Source organism: Azospirillum formosense (assembly GCF_040500525.1).
Classification (GTDB): domain Bacteria; phylum Pseudomonadota; class Alphaproteobacteria; order Azospirillales; family Azospirillaceae; genus Azospirillum; species Azospirillum formosense_A.
In genome coordinates, this window is the sequence record NZ_CP159402.1 from 1,354,600 (window position 1) to 1,377,050 (window position 22,451).

General features: G+C 67.5%; 27 protein-coding genes, 1 tRNA gene and 1 pseudogene. 7 read left to right on the forward strand and 22 right to left on the reverse strand.

Translation table 11 applies throughout. The features are described from left to right. Positions 1 to 36 precede the first annotated feature (36 nt). Entirely contained in the window at positions 37 to 294 is a 258-nt protein-coding gene (locus ABVN73_RS06460; RefSeq protein ID WP_353859420.1) for a hypothetical protein, read from the reverse strand. Positions 295 to 664: 370 nt separating this feature from the next. Between ABVN73_RS06460 and ABVN73_RS06465 the strand changes: the two genes are divergently transcribed. Continuing rightward, positions 665 to 2,416 (forward strand): cation:proton antiporter, encoded by a 1,752-nt coding sequence (locus ABVN73_RS06465; RefSeq protein ID WP_353859421.1) that lies wholly within the window; start codon positions 665 to 667, stop codon positions 2,414 to 2,416. A 139-nt stretch (positions 2,417 to 2,555) separates the two neighbouring features. Here ABVN73_RS06465 and ABVN73_RS06470 read toward each other — a convergent pair. The 8 genes from ABVN73_RS06470 to ABVN73_RS06505 form a co-directional block, all read right to left on the reverse strand. Further along, positions 2,556 to 2,632: transfer RNA gene (locus ABVN73_RS06470), tRNA-Pro, on the reverse strand. Positions 2,633 to 2,717: 85 nt separating this feature from the next. Beyond that, positions 2,718 to 3,221, reverse strand: coding sequence for a MerR family transcriptional regulator (locus ABVN73_RS06475; protein WP_353859422.1), 504 nt, complete (start codon positions 3,219 to 3,221; stop codon positions 2,718 to 2,720). A 40-nt stretch (positions 3,222 to 3,261) separates the two neighbouring features. Beyond that, a complete protein-coding gene (locus tag ABVN73_RS06480) occupies positions 3,262 to 3,600 on the reverse strand; it encodes an integration host factor subunit alpha (RefSeq protein WP_014240747.1) in 339 nt (112 codons plus the stop codon). 138 nt (positions 3,601 to 3,738) lie between these two features. Beyond that, the gene (locus tag ABVN73_RS06485) at positions 3,739 to 4,710 is read right to left on the reverse strand and encodes a beta-ketoacyl-ACP synthase III (RefSeq protein ID WP_137138696.1); all 972 of its coding nucleotides are present in this window, start codon (positions 4,708 to 4,710) and stop codon (positions 3,739 to 3,741) included. Between the two features lie 4 nt (positions 4,711 to 4,714). Then, a complete protein-coding gene (gene plsX, locus ABVN73_RS06490; protein WP_094302201.1) occupies positions 4,715 to 5,767 on the reverse strand; it encodes a phosphate acyltransferase PlsX in 1,053 nt (350 codons plus the stop codon). A 49-nt stretch (positions 5,768 to 5,816) separates the two neighbouring features. Then, the gene (rpmF, locus tag ABVN73_RS06495) at positions 5,817 to 6,002 is read right to left on the reverse strand and encodes a 50S ribosomal protein L32 (protein ID WP_014240744.1); all 186 of its coding nucleotides are present in this window, start codon (positions 6,000 to 6,002) and stop codon (positions 5,817 to 5,819) included. 105 nt (positions 6,003 to 6,107) lie between these two features. Then, entirely contained in the window at positions 6,108 to 6,716 is a 609-nt protein-coding gene (locus ABVN73_RS06500) for a DUF177 domain-containing protein (RefSeq protein WP_353859423.1), read from the reverse strand. Positions 6,717 to 6,859: 143 nt separating this feature from the next. Beyond that, complete coding sequence (locus ABVN73_RS06505; protein ID WP_353859424.1) at positions 6,860 to 7,411, reverse strand: ubiquinol-cytochrome C chaperone family protein; 552 nt, start codon at positions 7,409 to 7,411, stop codon at positions 6,860 to 6,862. 129 nt (positions 7,412 to 7,540) lie between these two features. On the opposite strand from ABVN73_RS06505, the gene bamE reads away from it, so the two are divergent. Beyond that, positions 7,541 to 8,008 carry an outer membrane protein assembly factor BamE gene (gene bamE / locus ABVN73_RS06510; protein WP_353859425.1) on the forward strand — a complete coding sequence of 156 codons (468 nt, stop codon included), beginning with the start codon at positions 7,541 to 7,543 and terminating at the stop codon, positions 8,006 to 8,008. A gap of 90 nt (positions 8,009 to 8,098) precedes the next feature. Here the strand turns inward: bamE and ABVN73_RS06515 are convergent, their stop codons facing one another. From ABVN73_RS06515 to rpiB, 11 genes and pseudogenes are all read right to left on the reverse strand, one after another. After that, entirely contained in the window at positions 8,099 to 10,201 is a 2,103-nt protein-coding gene (locus tag ABVN73_RS06515) for a sodium-translocating pyrophosphatase (protein ID WP_353859426.1), read from the reverse strand. A gap of 205 nt (positions 10,202 to 10,406) precedes the next feature. Further along, complete coding sequence (locus tag ABVN73_RS06520; protein WP_353859427.1) at positions 10,407 to 10,865, reverse strand: hypothetical protein; 459 nt, start codon at positions 10,863 to 10,865, stop codon at positions 10,407 to 10,409. Between the two features lie 89 nt (positions 10,866 to 10,954). Then, complete coding sequence (gene thiL / locus ABVN73_RS06525; protein ID WP_353859428.1) at positions 10,955 to 11,977, reverse strand: thiamine-phosphate kinase; 1,023 nt, start codon at positions 11,975 to 11,977, stop codon at positions 10,955 to 10,957. Then, positions 11,955 to 12,527 (reverse strand): transcription antitermination factor NusB, encoded by a 573-nt coding sequence (gene nusB, locus ABVN73_RS06530; RefSeq protein WP_038527622.1) that lies wholly within the window; start codon positions 12,525 to 12,527, stop codon positions 11,955 to 11,957. Before nusB ends, thiL begins: the two co-directional genes overlap by 23 nt. A 33-nt stretch (positions 12,528 to 12,560) precedes the next feature. Next, positions 12,561 to 13,028 (reverse strand): annotated as a pseudogene (locus ABVN73_RS06535) (6,7-dimethyl-8-ribityllumazine synthase); the annotation flags it as partial. A 19-nt stretch (positions 13,029 to 13,047) separates the two neighbouring features. Continuing rightward, positions 13,048 to 14,172 (reverse strand): 3,4-dihydroxy-2-butanone-4-phosphate synthase, encoded by a 1,125-nt coding sequence (ribB, locus tag ABVN73_RS06540; RefSeq protein WP_353859429.1) that lies wholly within the window; start codon positions 14,170 to 14,172, stop codon positions 13,048 to 13,050. Next, the gene (locus ABVN73_RS06545) at positions 14,169 to 14,756 is read right to left on the reverse strand and encodes a riboflavin synthase (protein WP_353859430.1); all 588 of its coding nucleotides are present in this window, start codon (positions 14,754 to 14,756) and stop codon (positions 14,169 to 14,171) included. Before ABVN73_RS06545 ends, ribB begins: the two co-directional genes overlap by 4 nt. A 113-nt stretch (positions 14,757 to 14,869) precedes the next feature. After that, the gene (ribD, locus tag ABVN73_RS06550; protein ID WP_353859431.1) at positions 14,870 to 15,988 is read right to left on the reverse strand and encodes a bifunctional diaminohydroxyphosphoribosylaminopyrimidine deaminase/5-amino-6-(5-phosphoribosylamino)uracil reductase RibD; all 1,119 of its coding nucleotides are present in this window, start codon (positions 15,986 to 15,988) and stop codon (positions 14,870 to 14,872) included. A 17-nt stretch (positions 15,989 to 16,005) separates the two neighbouring features. Next, positions 16,006 to 16,470, reverse strand: a complete 465-nt coding sequence (gene nrdR / locus ABVN73_RS06555) for a transcriptional regulator NrdR (protein WP_014240731.1) — start codon at positions 16,468 to 16,470, stop codon at positions 16,006 to 16,008. A gap of 32 nt (positions 16,471 to 16,502) precedes the next feature. Then, positions 16,503 to 17,813, reverse strand: coding sequence for a serine hydroxymethyltransferase (gene glyA, locus ABVN73_RS06560; RefSeq protein WP_353859432.1), 1,311 nt, complete (start codon positions 17,811 to 17,813; stop codon positions 16,503 to 16,505). Positions 17,814 to 17,867: 54 nt separating this feature from the next. Continuing rightward, positions 17,868 to 18,299 (reverse strand): ribose 5-phosphate isomerase B, encoded by a 432-nt coding sequence (gene rpiB, locus ABVN73_RS06565; protein WP_353859433.1) that lies wholly within the window; start codon positions 18,297 to 18,299, stop codon positions 17,868 to 17,870. A 536-nt stretch (positions 18,300 to 18,835) separates the two neighbouring features. Between rpiB and ABVN73_RS06570 the strand changes: the two genes are divergently transcribed. Then, positions 18,836 to 19,279 (forward strand): MucR family transcriptional regulator, encoded by a 444-nt coding sequence (locus tag ABVN73_RS06570; protein WP_353859434.1) that lies wholly within the window; start codon positions 18,836 to 18,838, stop codon positions 19,277 to 19,279. A gap of 145 nt (positions 19,280 to 19,424) precedes the next feature. Here ABVN73_RS06570 and ABVN73_RS06575 read toward each other — a convergent pair whose 3' ends face one another. After that, positions 19,425 to 19,733 (reverse strand): hypothetical protein, encoded by a 309-nt coding sequence (locus ABVN73_RS06575; protein ID WP_353859435.1) that lies wholly within the window; start codon positions 19,731 to 19,733, stop codon positions 19,425 to 19,427. A 328-nt stretch (positions 19,734 to 20,061) separates the two neighbouring features. After that, positions 20,062 to 20,316, reverse strand: coding sequence for a hypothetical protein (locus ABVN73_RS06580; protein WP_353859436.1), 255 nt, complete (start codon positions 20,314 to 20,316; stop codon positions 20,062 to 20,064). 128 nt (positions 20,317 to 20,444) lie between these two features. Between ABVN73_RS06580 and ABVN73_RS06585 the strand changes: the two genes are divergently transcribed. The 4 genes from ABVN73_RS06585 (at position 20,445) to ABVN73_RS06600 (ending at position 22,450) form a co-directional block, all read left to right on the forward strand. Further along, positions 20,445 to 20,957 carry a ferritin-like domain-containing protein gene (locus ABVN73_RS06585; protein ID WP_353859437.1) on the forward strand — a complete coding sequence of 171 codons (513 nt, stop codon included), beginning with the start codon at positions 20,445 to 20,447 and terminating at the stop codon, positions 20,955 to 20,957. A 113-nt stretch (positions 20,958 to 21,070) separates the two neighbouring features. Beyond that, a complete protein-coding gene (locus ABVN73_RS06590) occupies positions 21,071 to 21,493 on the forward strand; it encodes a hypothetical protein (protein WP_353859438.1) in 423 nt (140 codons plus the stop codon). A 79-nt stretch (positions 21,494 to 21,572) separates the two neighbouring features. After that, positions 21,573 to 21,992: a hypothetical protein gene (locus ABVN73_RS06595; RefSeq protein ID WP_353859439.1), complete on the forward strand. Its 420-nt coding sequence runs from the start codon at positions 21,573 to 21,575 to the stop codon at positions 21,990 to 21,992. Further along, positions 21,989 to 22,450: a DUF488 domain-containing protein gene (locus ABVN73_RS06600; protein ID WP_353859440.1), complete on the forward strand. Its 462-nt coding sequence runs from the start codon at positions 21,989 to 21,991 to the stop codon at positions 22,448 to 22,450. Before ABVN73_RS06595 ends, ABVN73_RS06600 begins: the two co-directional genes overlap by 4 nt. Position 22,451: the final 1 nt, after the last annotated feature.

The following is a 22,451-nucleotide window of genomic DNA, read 5'->3' on the forward strand; positions in this document are numbered from 1 at the left end:
ACGCGCAGATGCGCAGGGAGGCGGGCGCGGTTCGGCTCACACGCCGCCGAACACCCAGAAGAGCCCCCCCGCCGCCGCTGCCGCGACCACCGCCAGCACACCGCCCACGGTGCGCCGCAGCCGGGCCTCCCGCCGCTCGATCTCCTGGCGCTTCTTCAGCAGATACTGCTGCTCGGGTCCAAGAAACGCCCCCGAATCGCCGTCCAGGGACAGGGCGCGCTTCGCCACGCTCCGGCTGCGCGCCGCGGGAGCCGTCCGGACCGACGGGCGCGCCGCCCGCCCCTCCAGAACCATTGATTCGCCCGCCAGCGGACGCCCCGTTCCCGGACGACCACGGCCCGCCTTCCTGGATGTCTTGCGTCTTTTGCTCGCCATGCTCCTCACCTCACCATCGCCCGGCGGAGCATAGCGGCCCCGCCCCGCTTATCCACCCCTTGATGACGGGGGGCCAGCAAGGTCACACAGCGTTTCCCCGCCTTCGCCGAATCAGTAGGCAATTGAGGGAAATTCGCGCAAATCGCCTTCCAGTCCCTGAAAAAGCGAGCGGCGGACAGGAAAAAATCCCGATAACGCCGCTCACAAGCACCAGCAAAATCCGTACTATGCGGCATCGCGCCGATGCAGCCAGGATTTTTGCATGTCCCATGACGTTCCGCTTATTTCCATGATCGCCATCGCATTCGGGTTGGCCTTCATCTTCGGATACATCGCCGACCGGGTCCGATTGCCTCCCCTGGTCGGCTATCTGGTCGCCGGCATCATCATCGGCCCCTTCACACCGGGATTCGTCGCCGATGGGGCTTTGGCCGCCCAGCTGGCCGAGATCGGCGTCATTCTTCTGATGTTCGGCGTCGGCCTTCATTTCTCCCCCTCGGACCTTCTGGCGGTCCGGAAGATCGCCATTCCCGGAGCGGTCGGCCAGATCGGCCTCGCCACCGCGCTGGGAGTCGGGCTGGCCTGGCTGTGGGGCTGGAGCCTCGGCGCCGGCCTCGTGCTGGGGCTCAGCCTGTCGGTGGCGAGCACGGTCGTGCTGCTGAAGGCCCTGGAAGAGCGCGACATGCTGAACACCGCCGAGGGCCGCGTGGCGGTCGGCTGGCTGATCGTCGAGGATCTCGCGATGGTCCTGGCGCTCGTCCTGCTGCCGGCCCTGGCGGAGGTTCTGGGCGGCCACGCGCCGGGCGCCGCGGGGGGTGCCGCCGGGGGCCATGGCGGCGGGTCCGACGGTCCGATCTGGCTGACGCTGGCGCTCACGCTGGGCAAGGTGGCGGCCTTCTCCGTTCTGGCGATCGTGCTCGGCCCGCGGGTCGTCCCGGTGATCCTGACCAACGTGGCGCGGACCGGCTCGCGCGAGCTGTTCACCCTGTCGGTCCTCGCCATCGCGCTGGGCGTCGCCTACGGCTCGGCGGTGCTGTTCGGCGTGTCCTTCGCGCTCGGCGCCTTCTTCGCCGGCGTGGTGCTGAACGAATCCCGCTTCAGCCACAAGGCGGCCACCGATTCGATGCCGTTGCAGGACGCCTTCGCCGTGCTGTTCTTCGTGTCGGTGGGCATGCTGTTCGACCCGTCGATCCTGCTGCGCGACCCGCTGGCGGTCATCGCCGTGGTGGCCCTGATCGTGGTCGGCAAGTCGCTGATCGCCTTCGGCATCGTGGTCCTGTTGCGCTTCCCGGTGGGCATGGGCTTGGCCGTGTCGGCCAGCCTCGCGCAGATTGGCGAGTTCTCCTTCATCCTCGTCGGGCTGGGCCTGTCGCTCGGCCTGCTGCCGGAGGAAGGGCGCGACCTCGTGCTGGCCGGCGCGCTGTTGTCGATCACGCTGAACCCGGCGGTCTTCGCCGGTGTCACGGCGCTGCGCAAGCACCTCCAGGCCAAGCGGGCCGCCGGTGTGCCGCCCTATGGCTGGGAGCAGTTCGAACGGCTCCAGAGCAGCCTCGCCGACGCCCGTCACCAAGCGGAGGAGCGCGAGAAGGAGCATGACCTGCAAATCCAGGCGCTGGCCAAGACCTTCCCCGTGCTGTCGTTGCTGGACGCCCACGAGCAGGAGCGGCTGATGATGCTGTTCCGGCCGAAGTCGGCGGTGCCCGGCGAGCGCATCATCCGCAAGGGCGACCGCGCCAACGCCATGTACTTCATCTCCTCCGGCGCCGTGGAGGTGCTCATGGAGGGCCAGACCATCCGCCTGGGCGCCGGCACGATGTTCGGCGAAATGGCCCTGCTGAGCGGCCAGCGGCGCAACGCCGACGTCGCCGCGGTCGACTACTGCCAGTTCCAGGTGCTGGAGCGGCGCGACTTCAACCAGTTCACCGCCCGCCACCCGGCGCTGCGCACGGCCCTGATCGACATGGCCGCGCAACGGCGCAGGATGAACCAGCAGGACGCCGCCACCGACGAGGCGATGGCCGCGTCGGAAAACGCCGCCTGAGCGGACGCGCCTCGCACGGAACCGCCGCCGGCCTCTCCAGCGGAGGCGCGGCGGCTTCCGCGATCGGGCCGTTGGAGACAAGCAAAAGAAAAGGCCTTGGAGCCGATCAGCTCCAAGGCCTTTTCATCTTCCAGAACATTGGTCGGAGCGACAGGATTTGAACCTGCGACCCCCAGACCCCCAGTCTGATGCGCTACCAGGCTGCGCTACGCTCCGTTCGACGGACCGCCCTTCGTTCTGGAAGGGAGCGGGACTATAGCCGGGACCTTGGTCCAACGCAAGCGCTACAGTTCACTTTTTTTCACACCTCTCGAATTTCTTTTTCCTCTCCCAGAGCGAGCAGAAGGCGCGCCTCCCTCAACTCGTCGAGCGCCTGGGCGATGGCCTGCCGGATGGTGTCCGACAGGCCGTCGAACGCAACGACCGGAGCACCCTCCTCCCCGTCGGGCGACTCCAGGCCCGCTTCCTCCGGAGCGGCCGCGAAGGCGTCGGGGATATCCGGTTCCTCCGGCGTCTCCTCAACCCTCCGGGCCTCCGGATCGTCGTCCACCTTCCCGCCCTTCAGAAGGCGCTGCACGCCCTTGATCGTGTAGCCCTCGCCATACAGCAGGTTCTGAATCTGCCGCAACAGGTCCACATCCTCCGGGCGGTAGTAGCGCCGCCCTCCACCGCGCTTGAGCGGGCGGAGCTGCGGGAACTTGCCCTCCCAGAAACGCAGCACATGCTGCGGCACGTCCAGGTCGGACGACACCTCGCTGATCGTGCGGAACGCCGTGGCGGACTTCGTGGGGCCGCGCGCCTTCATGTCCGGGAAACCCTTGTTGTCGACCGCTCCGTGAGGCGGATCAGGAAACCGCCTTCACGCGCTGCGCCTCGGCTTCCTCCGCCTCAACGACCTCGTTGATGCGGTTCTTCAGGACGTGGCTCGCCCGGAAGACCAGGACGCGCCTGGGCAGGATCGGAACCTCTTCGCCGGTCTTCGGGTTGCGGCCGACCCGCTGCCCCTTCTGCCGGATCTGGAAACTGCCGAAGGACGAGATCTTGACCATCTCGCCGCGGGCCAGGGCGTCGGAGATCTCCTCCAGGACGCTTTCGACCAGATCGGCGGATTCGTTGCGCGACAGGCCGACCTCTTGGTAGACCGCCTCGCTGAGCTGCGCGCGGGTGACGGTGTTCTGTGACATGGTTCGCTTCCCCCCCGAAACCATAGGGGAAAAACCGTAATCCGGGGAAAGAACCCGGTCAATTCAAAAGCTTGGATCGCATCGTTGTGAGCAGCGCAGCAAACGCCACCCTGCGGAAAAACGAAGCGGGTGCGCCGCTTACCAGCGCACCATCGCGGCGCCCCAGGTCAGGCCGCCGCCGATGGCCTCCATGAGGATCAGGTCGCCGCGCTTCACGCGGCCGTCATGCACCGCCTCGCACAGCGCCAGCGGGATCGACGCGGCGGAGGTGTTGCCGTGCCGGTCGACCGTTAGGACGACCTTGTCGGAGGGCAGCTTCAGCTTGCGGGCGATGCCGTCGATGATCCGCTGGTTGGCCTGGTGCGGCACCAGCCAGTCAACCGCCGACGGCTCCAGACCGTTGGCCGCCAGGGCCTCCTCGACGACCGAGGACAGCTTGCTGACGGCGTGGCGGAACACGTCCTGGCCGTTCATCCGCACATGCCCGGCCGTGCCGGTGGTCGACGGGCCGCCATCGACGTAGAGCAGCCCGTACTGGGCGCCGTCCGAATGCAGGTGGGTGGACAGCACGCCGCGGTCCGCCGATGTGCCGGCGGCGTCGTACCCCTCCATCACCACGGCCCCGGCGCCATCGCCGAACAGGACGCAGGTGGTGCGGTCCTTCCAGTCGAGCAGGCGGGAGAAGGTCTCCGCGCCGATGACCAGGGCGCGGTTGGCCTGCCCGATGCGGATGAAGTTGTCGGCGATCGACATGGCGTAGACGAAGCCGGCGCACACCGCCTGGATGTCCAGCGCGAAGCCCTTGGTCCCCAGCGCCGCCTGCACCTTGGTGGCGGTCGCCGGGAAGGTGTTGTCCGGAGTCGTCGTCGCCAGCACGATGCAGTCGATGCTGGCGGCGTCCACCCCGGCATGCTCCAGCGCGCGGGTCGCCGCGGCGATGGCGAGGTCGGAGGTCAGTTCCCCGTCGGCGGCGATGTGGCGCGACTTGATGCCGGTGCGTTGGACGATCCACTCGTCCGAGGTGTCCACACGGGCTTCGAGGTCGCGATTCGTGACGACGTTGGCCGGGAGGTAGGAACCGCAGCCGAGAACTCGGGAACGCTTGACCATGATGTTAGACCGCCGCCGCCTTCGTGTCGGGAAGAGGCTTGGCGTCGCCGAGACGCTGCATCTCTTCCTTGATTCGGTCGTTGAAACCGTTTGCCGCCAGATTGTAGGCCACACCGATGGCGTTGGCGAACCCGATGGCGTCGGTGCCCCCGTGGCTCTTCACGCAGACTCCGCGCAGCCCCAGGAACATGGCGCCGTTGTAGCGGCGCGGATCGGTGCGCTGCTTCAACCGCTTGAAGGCCCCTCGGGCCAGCAGATAGCCGAGACGCGCCGTCCAGGAGGACTGAAACGTCCGGCGCAGGAACTCCGTGAAGAGCTTCGCCGTGCCTTCGGCGGTCTTCAGGGCGACGTTGCCGGTGAAGCCGTCGGTCACGATCACGTCCACCGTGCCGGTGGCGATGTCGTTGCCCTCGACGAATCCATGGAAACGCCCGGGCAGCGGCATCTCGCGCAGACGGGTCGCGGCGGCGCGCACCACCTCGTTCCCCTTCACCTCTTCCGAACCGATGTTCAGCACGCCGATCGTCGGCTCGGACAGGTTCAGCGCGGTGCGCGCGAAGACCGCGCCCATCACGGCGAACTGCACGAGGTTCTCGGGCTGGCATTCGGTGTTGGCGCCGAGGTCGAGCATCACGCTCTCCCCCCGCAGCGTCGGGAAGAAGGAAGCGATGGCCGGGCGGTCGATCCCGGGAATCGTCTTCAGCACGAACTTGGCCATGGCCATGAGCGCGCCGGTGTTGCCGGCGGATACGACGCAGGCGGCTTGCCCGCCCGCCACCGAGTCGATGGCGAGACGCATGCTCGACTGACGCCCGGCGCGCAACGCGACCGACGGCTTGGCGTCGCCGGCCACGGCGTCCGGGGTGTGACGCACCTCGGCCACCGCTCTCAAGGCGGGTCGCTGCGCAAGCAGCGGCTCGATGCGGGCGGTGTCCCCGAACAGCAGGTAGTGCACCTGCGGGTGACGCTCGCGGGCGATATCCGCCCCGGCAATCACCATGTCGGGTCCTTTGTCACCGCCCATGGCATCAAGGGCAATGGTCAGGCGCTGGCTCACCGCGGACAGGCTCCCTGGCTAGGACGTAGGGCGGCCAACCAAACCGCCATCAGGCCGCCGGAGCGCTCTGAACCACTTCGCGCTGGTCGTAGTGACCGCAGGAGCCGCAGACATGGTGCGGGCGCTTCAGCTCGCCGCAGTTCGAGCACTCGGCGTAGGACGAGGTCGGGAGAGCGTGGTGCGAGCGACGCATGTTGCGGCGCGACTTGGAGGTCTTCTTCTTCGGAACAGCCATGGCCGTAAACTCTCTTCATTGTAAAAGGCGGCCCGAAGAGGGGCCGCCTGACGCGAGCGGCATTCAATACGGCAATTGCCCCCGAAGGGCAAGCCCGTTCCGCCCTCAATTCTGTCGTTTCAGACGTTCCAGCACGGCAAACGGGTTCGGCTTCTCCGGATCGGCGTCGACGTCATGATCGGAGGGGGCCGGTGCCTCCTCCTCCTCTTCGCCTTCGTTGTATCCGTCGAACGCCACGCCTTCTGCATGAGGATAGGGGTCGAGCGCCAGGGACAAATGCTGGGCGGCCAGTTCACCGATGTCGATGCGCCCGTTGGTCATGGCCTCCGGAATGTCCTCCTCGGCGATGTTCGGGTCGATCTCGATCTCGTCATCCTCGCTGGGAACCAGCGACTCCGGAGCGAACAGGGCGCCGAAGCGGTCGGAGACCTGGGCCGGCACCGGCTCCAGCGTGATGACGCAGGTCTGCACCACGTCGGCCTCCAGTTCCCCCTCGACGCGCACCATCTGGCCGCCGCGCACGGAGCGCAGGCGGACCCTGGCGGTCAGACGTCCGATTCCGTCCAGTTCGAACCGCTCGGCGAGCGCCTTGCGCTCGGCCTCCGTCGCCTCGATGGTTTCGATCAGATCGCCGTCGCGATGGACGGCGTCGGCGCGGACGATGCGCGAGAATTCCGAAGCGGAACCGGCGGAAGGCGGAGTCGTGTTGCGCATGTCAGGCAATTCCTTGTCACAGCGCCCGTTCTGCAGCGGGCGCCTTCGTCTCTCTGTCAGATGAATCCGGTTGCCGGGAAAGGCAAGCCCATTCGGCGAGCCCCATGGAACGAGCCCCATAGAAAGAGACTCGGCCGGAACGGTCAGTCCATCCCGGCGCCGGGTGGCGGACCGAAGCGGACCTTCCCGGCCATGAGCGACTCCAGCGGCTGCGCCTCCAGCCCGGCCGCCTCGCGCCGGACATAGGCCGCCATGACGGCCAGCCGTTGCGGAGGCACATCCGATGCGGTGCCGTAGACGTTGTTGTCGAGGGCGACCTCCAACGCCGCATCGTTTTCATCGGCGAGCGCGCGGTCGTAGACCTCGATCCGTCCGGCGATGCCGCGCGCCATGGTCTTGATTCGCCGCCCGACTCCGCTGTCGCCCACCCCCTGCTCCATCAGCGACTTCTCGAAATGGTCGATCATCGCTTCGAAAAGGAGGCGCGAGCGGTCCGCCGCGGCGGCCCCCTGCCCCTTCAGGCGGCGCATCACCAAGAAGACGTGAAGCACCACCATGTCGAAGCGCCCGTCCAGCGTGTCGGGAACGCCAAGGTCACGGTAAAAGCCCGGCAGCCGGGCCTGCGCCGCGATCGTCAGATAGAAATCGGCGACGGCACGGGCTTCACGCCGACGCCGGAACAGGCGGTCAAGCACGGTTTCTCTCTCGCTCGGAGTTTCGTTGACAGGACAAACCGCGTGATGCGATTGTCCCGGCATTGCGGGCGGAATCCGGCCTGCCGCTCGAGTCCGGCGGTCCGCCCGCGCCATCATAGCCTGAGCACCATGACGAGATCGATTCCTTCGGCGCTGTGCGCCTTCGCCTTTCTGGGTCTCGCCGTCTCCGCCTGCTCGCCGACCGTGGCGACCCGTGGCAACATGGCGGACCCCGACCGAGTCGCCGAGATCAAGGCCGGACAGTCGCGGCGGGAGGATGTGGCGGACATTCTCGGCACGCCGACCTCCTTGGGAACCTTCGACCAGAATGTCTGGTACTACATCGGCCAGAAGACGGAGAAGCTCGCCTTCTTCGAGCCGAGCGTGATGGAGCGCCGCGTCGTCGTCGTCCATTTCGACGACGCCGGCGTGGTGAAGGAGATGAAGCAGCTCGACGCCACCGACGGCCAGCGGGTCGACATCGTCGACCGCAGCACGCCCACCGCCGGACGCGAGCTGAGCCTGCTGGAGCAGATGCTCGGCAACGTCGGCCGCTTCTCCGCCAAGGATTCGCGCAACCGCGGCCCCGGCCGCTGACGCGGAACAGTCTTCCGAGACGCGAAAAGCCCCGCTTCCGCGGGGCTTTTCTTTTGGCGCCGATCCGTTTGGAGCGTGCGCGATCCGACCTCAGCCGATCTGGGCGAGAATCGCCAGGAGCAGGATCGCCACGATGTTGGTGATCTTGATCATCGGATTGACCGCGGGGCCGGCGGTGTCCTTGTACGGGTCGCCGACGGTGTCGCCGGTCACCGCCGCCTTGTGCGCGTCGGAGCCCTTGCCGCCGTGGTTGCCCTCCTCGATGAACTTCTTGGCGTTGTCCCAGGCGCCGCCGCCCGAGGTCATCGAGATGGCGACGAAGATCCCCGTCACGATGGTGCCCAGCAGCATGGCGCCCAAGGCGGCGAAGGCCTGCGCCTGACCGGCGATGGCGGCGATGACGATGTACAGGACCACCGGCGCCAGCACCGGCAGCAGCGACGGGATGACCATCTCCTTGATCGCCGCGCGGGTCAGCATGTCGACGGCGCGGCCGTAGTCCGGCTTGGCGGTGCCTTCCATGATGCCGCTGATCTCGCGGAACTGGCGGCGCACCTCGACGACCACCGAGCCAGCGGCACGGCCGACCGCGGTCATGCCCATCGCCCCGAACAGGTAGGGCAGCAGGCCGCCGATCAGCAGGCCGACGACCACATAGGGATCGTCCAGCCGGAACTCGACCGCGACGTTCGGGAAATAGTGCTTCAGATCCTGCACATAGGCGGCGAACAGAACGAGGGCCGCGAGACCGGCCGAGCCGATGGCGTAGCCCTTCGTCACCGCCTTGGTGGTGTTGCCGACGGCGTCCAGCGCGTCGGTCGTCACGCGGATGTCCTTCGGCATGTCGGCCATTTCCGCGATGCCGCCGGCGTTGTCGGTCACCGGTCCGTAGGCGTCGAGCGCCACCACCATGCCGGCCAGGGCGAGCATCGTGGTCGCGGCGATGCCGATGCCGAAGATGCCGGCCTGCCCGTAGGCGATGATGATGCCGACGCAGATGACCAGGACGGGAAGCGCCGTCGCCTCCATCGACACCGCCAGACCCTGGATCACGTTGGTGCCGTGCCCGGTTTCCGACGAGCGGGCGACGCTGCGCACCGGGCGGAAGGCGGTGGAGGTGTAGTATTCGGTGATCCAGACCAGCAGGCCGGTCACGCCCAGCCCGACCAGCGACGAGACGAACAGGTTGCCGCCGGTGACGTAGCCGCCGCCGTTCAGGGGAATCGGCCGCGTGAAGCCGAACATGATCGCGGTCACGATCAGGATCAGCACGAGCGAGATGCCCGCGGTCGCCGCCAGGCCCTTGTAGAGGGCGGCCATGATGTTGTTGTTGCTGCCCAGCTTCACGAAGAAGGTGCCGGCGACGGAGGCGGCGATGCAGACCGCGCCGATGACCAGCGGGTAGACGAGCAGCAGGCGGATCACCTCGCCCGAAAAGAAAATCGCCGCCAGCAGCATGGTGGCGACGATGGTGACGGCGTAGGTTTCGAAGAGGTCGGCGGCCATACCGGCGCAGTCGCCGACATTGTCGCCCACATTGTCGGCGATCACCGCGGGGTTGCGGGGATCGTCCTCCGGAATGCCGGCCTCGACCTTGCCCACCAGATCGGCGCCGACGTCGGCCCCCTTGGTGAAGATGCCGCCGCCCAGCCGCGCGAAGATCGAGATCAGCGAGGCGCCGAAGCTGAGGGCGACCAGGGCCTCCAGCACCGCGCGGACCTGCACCGGATCGGTCACGCGGTAGATCATCGTCAGGATGCCGTAGTAGACACCCACCCCCAGCAGACCCAGCCCGACCACCAGCATACCCGTGATCGCTCCGGCCTTGAAGGCGATGTCCAGCGCCGGGGCCAAGCCCTGGGTCGCCGCCTGGGCGGTGCGCACGTTGGCCCGCACCGACACGTTCATCCCGATGTAGCCGGCGGCCCCCGACAGAACCGACCCGATCAGGAAGCCGATGGCCACATGGAGGCCGAGGAACGCGCCGAGGATGATGAGAAGCACCACGCCGGCGATGGCGATGGTTGTGTATTGGCGATTCAGATAGGCTCGGGCGCCCTCCTGCACGGCCGCTGCGATTTCCTGCATGCGGTCGGAACCGGCGGAGGCCGCCATGACTTGCTTGCCCGCGTGGTACCCATACGCCAGGGCCAACAGGCCACTGGCGATGATGATGACGAACGCTGCTGCCATCGGTTCCCCCAAATTCTTATGGTTTCGGGCCCGATTACCGCCTTGTCGTGAAAACGACCCGTACAAACGAAGGTGGATGACGGGCGAGTTGTTCACGAAAAGGATGCCGAAGAGAAAGGCACAATGCAACAGCCGCCACGTCCGAATAGGCGCGGCGATTTGGCCGAGGCGCTCCTGACTTTCGGATAGGCGTTTTTCAGAACGGTTACAAATTACGCTGTGTAACCACCTGAACAAGAACATTTTGCACCACGCCCTCCCCCACCACTTTCGCGGCGGCGGCGGCGAGTTTTTCTTTTACGGCAATGATGTTGACCAAGTTGCCGGTCATCACCGACCGGTCGTCCACCGCCGCATAAAGGGTCGACAGGCACCGGTCGTACACGAGCGGCTGGCGGGCCTGGACATAGGGAACCTTGTCGAGAACGACTTCCAGCGTGACGACCACGGTCACGAACTGCTCGACCTTTTGCGTTCCGATGGCCGGAACGACCAGCGGCGCCATGCGGACGAAGCCGGTGGGCGGCTTGGGCGGCGGCTCCTCCTTCTTGGGGGCCGACTCCTCATGCTCGACGAAATACTTGTTGTAGATCATCCAGCCGCCGAAGCCCGCGCCGCCCAGCAGCAGCAGGCCCAAAACCAGCAATATGACGGCCTTGATCACGCCAACCCTTTCCCGGAAACGGAATGGGTCGACGCTAGCGCCGCCCTGCTTTCGATTGCGTTAAGCGGAGTCGCGGGGCGGTCCCGCCGTCAGAAATGGTCCCAGCCGCGAGTCGGCAGGTCGAGCCCCCGCCCCTGCGCGTCGGTCACCGTGACCTCGCCCGCCGGCCCGTCCAGCAGATGGCCGATGGCGGTCACCGGCACGCCGGTCTCCGCCGACAGGGCGGCGAGCGTCGGAGCGGCGTCCTCCGCGGCGGTGAAGAGCAGTTCGTAATCGTCGCCGCCGGTCAGCGCCATGGCGAAACGCACCGGGTCGTCGTCGATCACCGACCGCGCGGCGTCCGACAGGGGCACCCGCCCCGACTCCAGAATCGCGGCGCAGCCCGACTCCTCGCAAAGATGGCCGAGGTCCGCGACCAGACCATCGGAGACGTCGAGGCAGCCGGTCGCCAGCCCGACCAGACGCGGCCCCAGCGTGGTCCGCGGATCGGGCCGCCGCAGGCGGCGAAGCAGCATGGAGCGCGCCGAGTCGTCGGCCACCTCCAGCGTGCCGTAGGCGATGCGCAGGCCGAGCGCGGCGTCGCCGATGGTGCCGGTGACGTAGACGCGGTCACCGGGGCGCCCGCCCCAGCGCGGCACCGCCCCGCCCTTCGGCACCAGACCGAAGGCGGTCACCGACAGGGTGATCGGGCCGGAGGTCGAGACCGAGTCGCCGCCGGCCAGGGCGATGCCGAACCGCCCCTGGTCCTCGCCAAGGCCGGCGGCGAAGCCGGCCAGCCAGTCCTCGCCCACCGTCTTCGGCAGGGCGGTGACCAGCGTGTAGGCGTAGGGGGCCGCCCCCATGGCGGCGAGGTCCGACAGGTTGGTGCGCAGCAGCTTCGCGGCGATGTCGGCGGGCGCGTCGTCGGCAAAGAAATGGACGCCGGCGACCATCGCGTCCGTGGTGACGACCAGCTCCTGGTCCGCCGGGACGCCGAACACGGCGGCGTCGTCGGCAAGCCCGCGGGCGCCCGGAAAACCGGACGCCAGCGGCCTGAAATAGCGGTCGATCCGCCCGAACTCGCCGAGCGGCCTACCGGCGGGGGCTGACCTAGCGGTCTTTGGACTGGTCACGGCTGGGGTCCGGCTGGGCCAGCTCGTCCGGCCGCAGCGCGCGGGCCACATGGTCGAGCACGCCGTTCACCATCCCCGGCTCGCGCGCCGCGAAGAAGGCGTGCGCCACATCCACATACTCGCTGATGAGGATGCGCGGGTGCGTGTCGTTGTGGACGAACAGCTCATAGGCGCCGGCCCGCAGGATGGCGCGCATCAGCAGTTCCAGACGGTCCAGCGCGTAGCGCGGCTCCAGAGCCGAGGCCAGCATGCCGTCGACCTCCGCCCGGCGGTGCGCGGCGCCGCGGACGATGTCGGCGAACAGCTGCGGGTCGGCGGCGACGAACTTCGCTCCGTCGATCTCCTCCCCCAGCCGGTGATTGACGAATTCGCCGATCACGGATTCCACGGCGATGCCGGTCGGTTCGATCTGGTTCAGGTCGATCTGGTACAGGGCCTGAACGGCGGCAAGGCGCGCGGCCTTGCGCCGGGCCTTGGCCGATCCGCCACCCGTCCGGTTCCGGGAGCCGCGCTTCTGTTTCGCGCGGCCAGCCGCGTCGTCGTTGCTCATGATGCTCAGTCTGTCAGGAATTGCACCGCGGGGTTACCGCGGATAGAGGCGGAATTGGCGCTTGAGTTCGATCATGTCAAGGCAGGCGCGCGCCGCGAAACCGCCCTTGTTCTTGGCGGTCACGGAGGCCCGGGCCCAGGCCTGCTCGCGGTTCTCCACCGTCAGCACGCCGTTGCCGATGGCCAGCGCGTAGCGCAGCGCGAGATCCTGGAGACCGCGGGCGCTCTCGTTGCAGACGATGTCGTAATGGGTGGTCTCGCCGCGGATCACGCAGCCCAGCCCGACATAGCCGTCGAAACGCTTGCGCGCCGTGAAGAAATCCATGGAGCGCAGGGCGTACAGGATCGCCGCCGGGATCTCCAGGCACCCCGGGACCGAGACGCGCTGGTAGGTGGCGCCCTCCTTCTCGATCTCGGCGATGGCGCCTTTCACCAGCTCGTCGGCGATGTCCTCGTAGAAGCGGGCTTCCACGATCATCAGATGGGGCTTTTCGGTCATCTCAGGGTCGCTCGGCTGGCCGTTACTGGTCTTGCGGGGGAATCGGGCGGTGGCCGAGCACGGTCAGGCCGTACCCCTCCAGCCCGATGATGGACTTCTTGCGGTTCGACAGCAGAACCATGTCGCGCACGCCCAGGTCCAGCAGGATCTGCGCGCCCACGCCGTAATCGCGCAGGGCGGGGGTCGGGTTGTCGTGACCTTCCAGCCGCGCCAGCACCGATTCCGTCAGGCTGTTGGCCATCGGCTCGCGCAGCAGGACGATGACGCCGCGGCCTTCCCGCGCGATCATCTCCATGGAGGCCTGAAGCTCGCCGTCGCGCGCGGCGCTCTTGTCGCCCAGCACGTCGTCCAGCACCGACAGGGCGTGCATGCGCACCAGCACCGGCTCGTCGCCGGAGATGTCGCCGCGCACCAGCGCGATGTGCTCCGCGTAGGCCACCTTGTTGACGTAGACGTACATCTGGAAGCGCCCGCCGAAGCGGCTGTCCAGGGTCGCCGCCAGCTTCTGCTCGACGATCGTCTCGGTGCGGCGGCGGTAGGCGATCAGGTCGGCGATGGTGCCCACCTTCAGCCCGTGGAACTGGGCGAACTTCACCAGATCCGGCAGGCGGGCCATGGTGCCGTCGTCGTTCATGATCTCGCAGATCACGCCCGCCGCGGTCATCCCGGCCATGCGGGCGATGTCCACCGAGGCCTCCGTGTGGCCGGCGCGGACCAGCACGCCGCCGTCGCGGGCGAGCAGCGGGAAGACGTGGCCCGGCGTCACGATGGCGTCCGGCCCGGCCGTCGGGTCGATGGCGACCTGGATGGTGCGGGCGCGGTCGGCGGCGGAGATGCCGGTCGTCACACCCTCGCGCGCCTCGATGGAGACGGTGAAGGCGGTCTGGTGGCGGGTGCCGTTCTGCTGCGCCATCAGCGGCAGGCGCAGCCGCTCGATGTGGTTCTGGTCCATGGCGAGGCAGATCAGGCCGCGCCCGTACTTGGCCATGAAGTTCACGGCCTCGGGAGTCGCGCACTGGGCCGGGATGACCAGATCGCCTTCGTTCTCGCGGTCCTCGTCATCGACGAGGATGAACATCTTGCCCTGGCGCGCCTCCTCGATGATCTCCTCGGGGCGCGACAGATACTCGTGAAACTCGGACGTCATTCCTGCCCTGCCAGCCGCGCCACATACCGCGCGAGCATATCGATTTCCAGGTTCACCCGATCCCCGGCCTTCAGCGCGCCGAAGGTGGTCGCATCCTGGGTGTGCGGGATGATGTTCACGCCGAAGCGCGCACCATCGACCTCGTTCACCGTCAGCGACACGCCGTCCAGCGCCACCGACCCCTTGGAGGCGATGTATTTCGCCAGGGTGGCCGGCGCCTCGAAGGTGAAGCGCTTCGACTCGCCGTCGGCGCGGACCTCCACGACCGTGGCGACGCCGTCGACATGGCCGGACACGATGTGCCCGCCCAGCTCGTCGCCGACCTTGAGCGCGCGCTCCAGATTGACGCGCGTGCCCTCGGCCCAGCCGCCCAGCGTCGTTTTCGACAGGGTTTCGGCGGAAGCCTGGACGGCGAACCAGCCCGGCCCCTTCTCGACCACGGTCAGGCAGACGCCGTTGTTGGCGATGGACGCGCCGATGGGAACCGTCTCCATAGCGAAGGCGGTCTCGACGGTGAACCGGGTGTCGCCCTGCCGTTCCACGGCCCGAACGCGCCCAACATCGGTGATGATTCCGGTGAACATGGGCCGGCAATTTAGCAGGTTTTCAATCGTGTGAAAGATTCATCCGCACGGCGTGCCACGCAACGGACTGTTGCGCCCGGCACGGTGCCGGACGCCGTGGAAAACGCCACCGCTCAACCGCGGCGGACGTAGCTTTCCACAAGATCGTCCCCGGCCGGACGCAGGTCGGTCCGGCGGAACCGCGCCATGCGCTCCAGCCCGTCCACCCCGAAGGCGTGGACCGCCGGCAGCCCGTCGCCGCCCATGACCGAGGCGGCGCGGAACCATTCGAGCCGGTCCGCCAGATTGGCGCGCAGCAGCGAGGCCGCCAGCGTGGCGCCGCCCTCCACCAGCACGCGGGTCAGGCCACGGCGCGCCAGGGCGGCGCTCGCCGCGACCAGATCCGGCAGGCCCGCGGAGTCGGCGGGCACGCGGATCACCTCGAGTCCGCAGTCCTGGAAGACGGCCAGACGGCCCGGGTCGGCGTCCTCGCGGGTGACCACCCAGGTCGGGACGGACCGCGCGCCCGCCGCCAGCTTCCCGGTCAGCGGCAGGCGCAGCCGGCTGTCCACCACGATGCGCACGGGCGACCGGTGGCCCAGTCCCGGCAGGCGGCAGGTGAGTTCCGGATCGTCGGCCAGGGCGGTGCGGATGCCGACCATGATGGCGTCGTGGGTGGCGCGCAGCCGGTGCCCCCAGGCCCGCGCCGTCGGCCCGGTGATCCATTGCGACTGGCCGCTGTGGGTGGCGATGCGCCCGTCCAGAGTCGTCGCCGCCTTCAATGTATAGAGTGGGCGTTCGTCCTGGATGCGCCGGAAGAAGCCTTCATTGAGCGTCCAGGCCTCGTCCTCGCAGACTCCGGCGTCCACGGTGATCCCGGCGGCGCGCAGCCGCTCCAGCCCGCCACCGGCGACCCGCGGGTCGGGATCGCCGCAGGCCACCACCACCCGTGCCACCCCGGCCTCGGCCAGAGCCAGGGCGCAGGGCGGCGTTTTCCCGTAATGATTGCAGGGCTCCAGCGTCACATAGGCGGTCGCTCCGCGCGCGGCACCGCCGGCGCGGGCCAGCGCTTCCGTCTCGGCGTGCGGCCGTCCGCCCGGCTGGGTCCAGCCGCGCCCGACCACCACGCCATCGCGCACGATGACGCAGCCCACCGCCGGGTTCGGCCATGTGTTGCCGAGCCCGCGCGCCGCCAGGGCCAGGGCGGCCCGCATGTGGCGGACATCGTCGGGATGGATGGCCTGCATCGCCATGGGCGCCGCCCGTCCCCTCACCCGTTCTGGGCTTCGGGGGCGAGCTGCTCGACGAACTCGTTGAAGTCCGACGCCTCGCGGAAGTCCTTGTAGACCGAGGCGTAGCGGATGTAGGCGACCTGATCGAGCGTCTGGAGCGCCACCATGATCATTTCGCCGATCTGCTTCGACGGGATCTCGCTCTCGCCGGAGGATTCGAGCTGGCGCACCAGGCTGTTCACCACCCGGTCGATGCGGTCGGCGTCGATCGGGCGCTTGCGCAGCGCGATGCGCATGGAGCGCAGGAGCTTCTCGCGGTCGAAAGGCTCCCGCTGGCCGGTGCTCTTCACCACCGTCAGCTCACGGAGCTGAACGCGCTCGAAGGTGGTGAAGCGCGCGCTGCAACTGGGGCAGAACCGCCGCCTGCGGATCGCCGAGTTGTCCTCGGTCGGTCGCGAGTCCTTGACCTGGGTGTCCTCGTGTCCGCAGAACGGGCAGCGCATGTCCGGCCTTTCCCCTTAGTCGGTCTTGATGATTACAGGGTCGGGTAGATGGGGAAGCGGCGGCACAGCTCGCGCACCTCCTCCCGCACCTTCGCCTCGACCGCCGCGTTGTCGCCGGAGTTGCTGGCGGCCAGACCGTCCAGCGTCTCGACGATCAGGCGGCCGACCTGCTCGAACTCGGCGACGCCGAAGCCGCGGGTGGTGGCCGCCGGGCTGCCCAGGCGGACGCCGGAAGTGATCATCGGCTTCTGCGGGTCGAACGGCACGCCGTTCTTGTTGCAGGTCATGCCGGCGTGCTCCAGGCTCGCCTCGGCGGCCTTGCCGGTGAGGTTCTTCGGACGCAGGTCGACCAGCACGATGTGGCTGTCGGTGCCGCCGGACACGATGTCCAGCCCGCCCTCGCTCAGCACCTTCGACAGGGCGCGGGCGTTGTCCAGGACGCTCTTGGCGTAGGTCTTGAACTCCGGACGCAGCGCCTCGGCGAAGGCCACCGCCTTGGCGGCGATGACGTGCATCAGCGGGCCGCCCTGCAGGCCGGGGAAGACCGCCGAGTTGATCTTCTTGGCGATCTCCTCGCTGTTGGTCAGCACCATGCCGCCGCGCGGGCCGCGCAGCGTCTTGTGGGTGGTGGTGGTGACCACGTCGGCGTAGGGGAACGGGTTCGGATAGACGCCGCCGGCGATCAGTCCGGCATAGTGGGCGATGTCCACCATGAAGTAGGCGCCGACCTCGTCCGCGATGGCGCGGAAGCGCTGGTAGTCGAGGACGCGCGGATAGGCCGAGCCGCCGGCGATGATCAGCTTCGGCTTGTGCTCGCGGGCCAGACGCTCGACCTCGTCGAAGTCGATCAGGTGGTCGTCACGGCGCACGCCGTACTGCACGGCCTTGAACCACTTGCCCGACAGGTTCGGGGCGGCGCCGTGGGTCAGGTGGCCGCCGGCCGCCAGCGACATGCCGAGGATGGTGTCGCCCGGCTGGAGCAGGGCGAGGTTGACCGCCTGGTTGGCCTGCGACCCGGAGTTCGGCTGGACGTTGGCGAAGCCGCAGCCGAACAGCTTGCACGCGCGCTCGATCGCCAGCGTTTCGGCCACGTCCACATACTCGCAGCCGCCGTAGTAGCGCCGGCCGGGATAGCCCTCGGCGTACTTGTTGGTCATGACCGAGCCCTGGGCCTCCAGCACCGCCTGGGAGACGATGTTCTCGGACGCGATCAGCTCGATCTGCTCCTGCTGGCGGACCAGCTCGTCGCGCACCGCGCGGGCCAGTTCGGGATCGGTCTCGGCGAGCGAGGCGGCGAAGAAGCGGCCGATCTCGGCGCGGGGGTCGGCGTTGGTCACGGTCATGGCAGGGCAGGTCCTTGGTTCAGAAAACAGTCGCGGGCCGGGTAAAGGGCCGTCTCATCCCATCTTGGCGATTCGCCGGCTGTGCCGCTCACCGCCCTCGAAATCGGTCTTCAGGAAGGCGTCCACGCAATCCTTCGCGATCTCCGCGCCGATGATGCGGGCACCCAGCGCCACCACGTTCGCGTCGTTGTGCTGGCGCGCGAGGCGGGCGGTGGTCACGTCGTGCACCAGGGCGGCACGGATGCCCGGATGGCGGTTCGCCGCGATGCTGATACCGATGCCGCTGCCGCAGATCAAGACGCCGAGCGCCGCGCGCTTCCCGTTGATGGCACCCGCCAGCGCCGTGGCGAAATCCGGGTAGTCCACCGATTCCGGACCGTTGCAGCCGAGGTCCAGCACCTCGTAGCCGTTGCCGGCCAGCCAGGAGGCGATCTGGGCCTTCATCTCGTACCCCGCGTGATCGGACGCGATCGCGATGGTGGTCATGAAAGAAAAACTCCGTGCACGAATACGAATGGCGCCGGCCCGGAGGGAACACCCGGCGGGGACGGCGGCACGGCGGGCAAGCTACCAGATGTCGCCCCGAACCGCCAGAAGGACACAACGCACGGGGGCTTTGCGCCGGGCACAGAACCGCAGAAGGGGGCATGCCGGAGGCGGAGGCGGAAAAATGGACAGGGCTCGCGATACATGCCGAGAACAAATGTTTCTCTATTTCCCGTGTCCGTTGACGTTAACGGCCAGTAAGCATGTCGAGCGCTTCGGTGTCGCTCCACGAATCGGTCAGTTGCCGTGCCCGATTCCCATGGTCTTGGCTAACTTCCCCTCACTAGACAATGCCTAAACGTGGGGCAGAGCAGCCCCAGGCCGGCCATTTCCTGGGACATCTGATTTGCCGCGCCTTGTAACTTCATGCAGATCGCAAATAACTTAATTCGCTGCTTTCGAAATTATATTGACACCCAAATCACGCTGTGCAACTTGGTTGCTAGGGACAAAATGAAAAATCAGGACTAATGGCAATGAGTGACCAGCTTCGCGCCGATGTGCCCGATAACGAGCTTCTGCGGATGACCGCGGACATCGTCTCCGCATATGTCAGCAAGAACGTTCTGCCGGCGCAGCAGATTCCCGAGGTGATCAACACGGTCTACTCGTCGCTGACCGGGCTGAACACGCAGCCCAGAGAAGTTCCTTCGGAGCCCCTGAAGCCCGCCGTGCCGATCCGCAAGTCGGTGACGCCCGAATACATCGTCTGCCTGGAAGACGGCAAAAAGCTGAAGATGCTGAAGCGCCATCTGCGCTCCACATACAACATGTCGCCGGACGAATACCGGGCGCGCTGGAGCCTGCCACCCGATTACCCGATGGTCGCGCCGAACTACGCGGCGCAGCGCTCGGAGTTCGCCAAGCGGATCGGCCTCGGCCGCAGCTCCGGCCGCCAGACCCGCCGCAAGGCCGGCTGAGAGTCCGCACCGTCCTGAACGAGACAGGGCCGGCCTTCCCGATGGGAGGCCGGCCCTGTCTCGTTTCACCGCCATGTCTTTCGCGAGGCTGGACCGTCCGGGCCCTGGCGCGGACGGACGTCGCCGAAGCCGCCCGCGCCCCTCATCACCCGCAGTTGCGGCCCGACAGGCGACAGTTGAACCGCTCGACGTTGCGGGTCAGTTCCTGCCCGGTGCTGGTGTTTTCCTCGTTCAGGCAGCGCAGATAGTCCATGGTCTTGTCCACGTACTCCTTCACCTCGAACTGGCAGGCGGCCATCTTGTCCGCGCTGACGAAGGTGGTGGTGTCGCTCATGCAGAGCGGAACGCCGGGCTTCGTGCAGATGATGGTGGTTTCCGCCCGCGCCGGGCTTTGCACCGCCACGGCCAGAACCAGCAGCGCGGCCGCCGGAGCCGGGATCTTTCTCAACAGCACGGGCATTCTCCGCAAGACCGTCACGCAACGCATTGCGATCGTCTCCCTCCACATTCGGTCAGGGCCGCCGCGCCCGGGAGAGCGCTGCCCGGGACGCACGGCGGTCCGTTCGTTCGTGGAGGGGTTTCTACAGGCGTTACATCCGATGCACCAGTGCCCAAGGCGCGGCATAGGTCTAGAGTCGGACCCGAGCAGTTCACCCCCGGAACGGTTCCGCAGGTCCGGTGCCGGGATGTCAGTGCTCACCATCAGCAGAAGCCAAGACTAGCCGCGCCCCCCGCCCCGCCGGGAGGGCGCGCTTCTTGGCGTCTTCATGTCCAGATCCGGGTCAGCGTTTGGCCGCGTCACGCTTCAGGACGAACTGCAGCTTGCTGATCGCGGTCCGTTTCAGCAGTTCCAGGCTCCCGGTGGCGGGTCCGACGACCGACACCTCCGTCGCGGTGACCGGATCGATGGCCATCACCTTCATATAGCTGCCGACCCGCTGGAACTCGAACAGCACCTCGCCGCCGCCGCCCCGTGCGCCGTTGCCCGCGCCATTTCCAGCCGCCTGGCCTTTTCCGGGCGCCCGATTGCCCACCATTGCTTTTTCTCCATCGCCGGCCTTCGCCGGTCCCGTTACCACCTTAGCACAGCGCAACCGTCGCGGAACCCCGTCTGCTACGTTCTGTTGTTGGCGGACGACGCACTCAGCAAGGGAGTACCGGCACCATGGCTGCCAAGACCATGCAGGATCTGCTGATCGAAGAACTCCGCGATATCTACCACGCCGAAAAGCAGCTCACCAAGGCCTTGCCGAAGCTCGCCAAGGCGGCCCATTCCGAGCAGCTCCGCGCGGCCTTCGAATCCCATCTGGAAGAGACCCGCGGCCAGATCGAGCGGCTCGAGCAGGTGTTCGAGGAACTGGACACCCGCACCCGCGGCAAGCATTGCGACGCGATGGAGGGGCTGATCAGCGAAGCCCGCGAAATCATGGAGATGGGCCTCGCCCCGGAGGTTCAGGACGCCGCCCTGATCGCCGCCGCCCAGAAGGTCGAGCATTACGAGATCGCCAGCTACGGCACCGTCCACGCCTACGCCACCGCCTGCGGCCTCACCAAGGTGGCGGATCTGCTGGAGCAGACCCTGAACGAGGAGAAGGAAACCGACAAGAAGCTGAATGTCCTGGCCATCAACGACGTCAACAAGAAGGCCATGCAGGCCAGCGGGCAGAAGGCGGCCTGACCGCGGCACGCCAGGTCACGAGCCGAATCTCTTGTTACAGCGGGGGCCATTGAAGGCGGGCGGGTGAGCCCCTACTATCGGGGTCACCCAATCGATTTTTTCGGTGCCCGCTCATGCGCAGGGTCGCGTCTTTCCTCGGCTGCCTTCTCGTCTCCGCCACCGTCGCCGGTTCGGCCATGGTGGCACAGGCGGCGGAGGGACCGGCGGCCCTGCCACCCTCCGTCCGCATCAAGCCGGTGATGGTCCCCATCGTCACCCGCGGGCAGGTCGAGCGTTACACGCAGATCGAGGTGATGCTGGAGGTGGCGAACGCCACCCGTCTGGGCGAGGTCCAGGTGGCCATCCCGCGGCTGCACGACGCCGCCCTGCGCGCGGTCTATCTGGGCATCGAGGAGGGATGGATCGTCCGCGGCAACATCGCCAACATGCCCGCCCTGCGCCGCAAGATCGACGAGGAAAGCGTCAAATTGTTCGGCAAGGACGTGGTCAGCCGCATCCTCATCACCCCGCTGTCCCGGCAATCCTCCTTTCCCTGACCCCCTTCCCTCTTCCGGCGGTTGCCTCATCGGCCGCTTCGCGGCAGCATGACCGTCTGACCGGTAGGGAAACGCGAGAATGGCCGTGGTTTATGTGGCGCGCAGCGCCGCGCTGACGAAATGGGCGTCCGACGTCGGACAGGGGAAGCACATCTTCAAGCTGGGCGTCGCGGCCGACAAGGACGCCGCCAAGGCCGCCATCGACGCCGGCTGGGCGGGCGAGAGCGATTGGCGCCCGGTCCACAGCCAGGAGGTGGCCGACCTTGAGGAGGAGGCGGTGATCGAGCGCCTGATGCGCAAGGAAAAGGTCATCGATCCGACCTATTACCCGAAGCTGAAGGGCGCCACGGGAGTCTTCCGCATCACCCTGACCAACGTCCAGAACAGCCTTCTCGTCGCCAAAGCGATGTCCGCCGACGAGCCGCTGACCGACGTCAAGGTGAAGCCGAAGGACATCGCGGACTACATGATCCGCAACGCCCTGCCCTCCCCGTCATGAGCAGACCGCCTCTCTACACCATTGGTTACGAAGGCGCTTCCTTCGACTCCGTGCTGCGCGCATTGAAGGCGCGGGGCGTCGGGGTTCTGCTGGACGTGCGGGAGCTGCCGCTGTCCCGCCGCGCCGGCTTCTCCAAGAGGCCGCTGTCCGCCGGACTGGAGGAAGCCGGGATCGGCTACGTCCACCTGAAGGGGCTGGGCACGCCCAAGGAAGGCCGCGTCGCCGCCCACCAGGGCGATTTCGACCGCTTCTGGTCGATCGTCGAAGCGAAGATGCAGACTCCGGAAGCCGAGCACGATCTGAACCGCGCCGCCGCCCTGGCGCGGGAAAAGCCCGCCTGCCTGCTTTGCTTCGAGGCGTCGCCGCACCTCTGCCACCGGCTCCGCGTCGGCGAGGCGCTTCACGGCCGCTTCGGTTTCACGGTGGAGCATCTGAACCCCACCGACCTCTCCTTCTAGG

Excerpts from the sequence above, each read along its gene's own strand:
- ABVN73_RS06475 (WP_353859422.1), bottom strand. The coding sequence starts at position 3,221 with ATGAAGGCGCGCGGCCCCACGAAGTCCGCCACGGCGTTCCGCACGATC.
- ribB (WP_353859429.1), bottom strand. The coding sequence starts at position 14,172 with ATGACGTCCGAGTTTCACGAGTATCTGTCGCGCCCCGAGGAGATCATC.
- ABVN73_RS06545 (WP_353859430.1), bottom strand. The coding sequence starts at position 14,756 with ATGTTCACCGGAATCATCACCGATGTTGGGCGCGTTCGGGCCGTGGAA.
- rpmF (WP_014240744.1), bottom strand. The coding sequence starts at position 6,002 with ATGGCTGTTCCGAAGAAGAAGACCTCCAAGTCGCGCCGCAACATGCGT.
- ABVN73_RS06515 (WP_353859426.1), bottom strand. The coding sequence starts at position 10,201 with ATGGCAGCAGCGTTCGTCATCATCATCGCCAGTGGCCTGTTGGCCCTG.
- ABVN73_RS06460 (WP_353859420.1), bottom strand. The coding sequence starts at position 294 with ATGGTTCTGGAGGGGCGGGCGGCGCGCCCGTCGGTCCGGACGGCTCCC.
- ABVN73_RS06500 (WP_353859423.1), bottom strand. The coding sequence starts at position 6,716 with ATGCGCAACACGACTCCGCCTTCCGCCGGTTCCGCTTCGGAATTCTCG.
- ABVN73_RS06465 (WP_353859421.1), top strand. The coding sequence starts at position 665 with ATGATCGCCATCGCATTCGGGTTGGCCTTCATCTTCGGATACATCGCC.
- ABVN73_RS06480 (WP_014240747.1), bottom strand. The coding sequence starts at position 3,600 with ATGTCACAGAACACCGTCACCCGCGCGCAGCTCAGCGAGGCGGTCTAC.
- ABVN73_RS06585 (WP_353859437.1), top strand. The coding sequence starts at position 20,445 with ATGGCTGCCAAGACCATGCAGGATCTGCTGATCGAAGAACTCCGCGAT.
- bamE (WP_353859425.1), top strand. The coding sequence starts at position 7,541 with ATGACGAGATCGATTCCTTCGGCGCTGTGCGCCTTCGCCTTTCTGGGT.
- nrdR (WP_014240731.1), bottom strand. The coding sequence starts at position 16,470 with ATGCGCTGCCCGTTCTGCGGACACGAGGACACCCAGGTCAAGGACTCG.
- ABVN73_RS06590 (WP_353859438.1), top strand. The coding sequence starts at position 21,071 with ATGCGCAGGGTCGCGTCTTTCCTCGGCTGCCTTCTCGTCTCCGCCACC.
- ABVN73_RS06580 (WP_353859436.1), bottom strand. The coding sequence starts at position 20,316 with ATGGTGGGCAATCGGGCGCCCGGAAAAGGCCAGGCGGCTGGAAATGGC.
- ABVN73_RS06485 (WP_137138696.1), bottom strand. The coding sequence starts at position 4,710 with ATGGTCAAGCGTTCCCGAGTTCTCGGCTGCGGTTCCTACCTCCCGGCC.
- glyA (WP_353859432.1), bottom strand. The coding sequence starts at position 17,813 with ATGACCGTGACCAACGCCGACCCCCGCGCCGAGATCGGCCGCTTCTTC.
- ABVN73_RS06595 (WP_353859439.1), top strand. The coding sequence starts at position 21,573 with ATGGCCGTGGTTTATGTGGCGCGCAGCGCCGCGCTGACGAAATGGGCG.
- nusB (WP_038527622.1), bottom strand. The coding sequence starts at position 12,527 with ATGAGCAACGACGACGCGGCTGGCCGCGCGAAACAGAAGCGCGGCTCC.
- rpiB (WP_353859433.1), bottom strand. The coding sequence starts at position 18,299 with ATGACCACCATCGCGATCGCGTCCGATCACGCGGGGTACGAGATGAAG.
- ribD (WP_353859431.1), bottom strand. The coding sequence starts at position 15,988 with ATGGCGATGCAGGCCATCCATCCCGACGATGTCCGCCACATGCGGGCC.
- ABVN73_RS06600 (WP_353859440.1), top strand. The coding sequence starts at position 21,989 with ATGAGCAGACCGCCTCTCTACACCATTGGTTACGAAGGCGCTTCCTTC.
- ABVN73_RS06570 (WP_353859434.1), top strand. The coding sequence starts at position 18,836 with ATGAGTGACCAGCTTCGCGCCGATGTGCCCGATAACGAGCTTCTGCGG.